This is a genomic window from Promicromonospora kroppenstedtii DSM 19349, from assembly GCF_000515355.1.
GTDB classification, from domain to species: domain Bacteria; phylum Actinomycetota; class Actinomycetes; order Actinomycetales; family Cellulomonadaceae; genus Promicromonospora; species Promicromonospora kroppenstedtii.
This window is the reverse complement of the sequence record NZ_KI911620.1, coordinates 1-1,519: the sequence shown is the minus strand read 5'-3', so window position 1 is coordinate 1,519 and position 1,519 is coordinate 1. Positions and strand designations below refer to the sequence as shown.

Annotated in this window: 2 protein-coding genes; one reads left to right on the top strand and one right to left on the bottom strand. The window is 73.7% G+C overall.

What is annotated here, in order from left to right; translation table 11 throughout:
- Nucleotides 1-1,038: SPFH domain-containing protein (locus PROKR_RS05070; protein WP_084800248.1), on the bottom strand; the 1,038-nt coding region annotated here is incomplete at its 3' end.
- A gap of 90 nt (nt 1,039-1,128) precedes the next feature.
- Between PROKR_RS05070 and PROKR_RS05065 the strand changes: the two genes are divergently transcribed.
- The coding region (locus tag PROKR_RS05065; RefSeq protein WP_036960166.1) for an NUDIX domain-containing protein at nt 1,129-1,519 on the top strand (391 nt) is incomplete at its 3' end.

Sequence of the window (1,519 nt, the reverse complement as noted above, 5' to 3'; positions counted from 1 at the left end):
CGGCGCGCCGTTCGAGGACGACGCGTCCGCGGCCGGCTCGGCCGCCCGGTTGGTCAGCGCGCTCAGCAGCCCGCTGACCAGGTCGGGAGTGACCGTGAGCGAGCCGACGTTCGGCAGGTGCGGCGCGGCGTCGCGCAGGGCGAGCGCCGTGAGCACGTCGCGGCCGACGTTCGCGTAGACCGCCATGAGCGCCGCCTCCTTGGCGGCCTCGGCCTCACCGAGCTGCCGAAGCGAGGCCGCCTGGGCGGTCGCGGCGATCTCGCGCCGCTCGGCGTCGGACTTCGCGGAGACGAGCGCGGCCGCCGCGGCCTCCTCCGCCTCGCGCCGCTTGTTCGCGCCCTCCTGAGCCACGAGCTGCTCGCGGCGGGCGGCGAGCTCGATCTGGCTCGCGAGCTCGTTCTCAGCGATCTTGCGCTCCCGCTCGACAGCGACGGCGCGACGCTCGTAGGTCGCACGGTCGGCCTCCGCCTGGAGCCGCTCGCGGACGGGCGTGCGCAGGGCCTTCTCGACGTCGCCCTCGGGCCGGACGGCGAGCACCCGGACGCCGAGGATCTCGATGCCGGTCGCGACCAGTCGCGCGTCCTCGCCGAGCGCGCCGAGCGCCGTCCGCACGCTCCCCACGCCGGACTCCAACGCCTCGGCCAGGTCGACCGTGGCGATCAGGTCGACCGTGAGGCTCTGCGCGAGCTGGCCCACGATGGCCCCGACCTGCTGCCGGCCGCTCGCCTCCTGCCCCTTGCCCGTCACGGGGAAGATGCCGAAGTCCAGGCGCTGGGACGCGAGGACCGGGTCGCCGAACCGGTAGGTCACGTTCGCCTGCACGGTGACGTCCTGCTGGTCGCGCGTCACCGCGTGGAACAGGACGGGCAGCTCCTGGTCGGTGGCGGGCACCTCGCTGAGCACCGAGGTGTCGGGCCGGAACCAGAACGCCTGGCCCACCCCCTCGTGCCGCACGTCGCCCTTGCTGAGGTGCACCACGTAGTCGCTCGCGGAGCCCAGGAACTGCCGGAATCCGGGGTAGCGCTTGATCGTCGCCATCGTCGGCCTCTCGTTCGTTGTTGTCGTCAATTTGACGATATCTACTCGCTCGGCTTTTCGTCAAGGTGACGAGAATGTACGGTCGATGTCATGCCCCGCACCACACCCGCTCCGTCAGCCGTACCCGAGACGGCGGGCGCGTTCCCCGTCACGGTCGACGTCGTCACCCTGACCGTGCGCGACGCCGAGCTGCACGCGCTCGTCGTCGACCGCCTGCTGGAGCCGTACCGCGGGCAGGCGGCGCTGCCGGGCGGGTTCGTGCTCCCCGGGGAGACCCTGGAGCAGGCTGCGGCGCGGGAGCTCGAGGAGGAGACCCGGCTCACCGTGCCGGCGGGCGCGACCGGTACCGGGCCGTGGCACCTGGAACAGCTCCGCACGTACGGCCCGCTCGGGCGCGACCCGCGAGGGCCTGTGCTCTCGGTCGCCTACCTGCTGCTCGCGCCGGCGTTCGGGCTGCCCGCGGCGGGCGGCGACGCGGCCG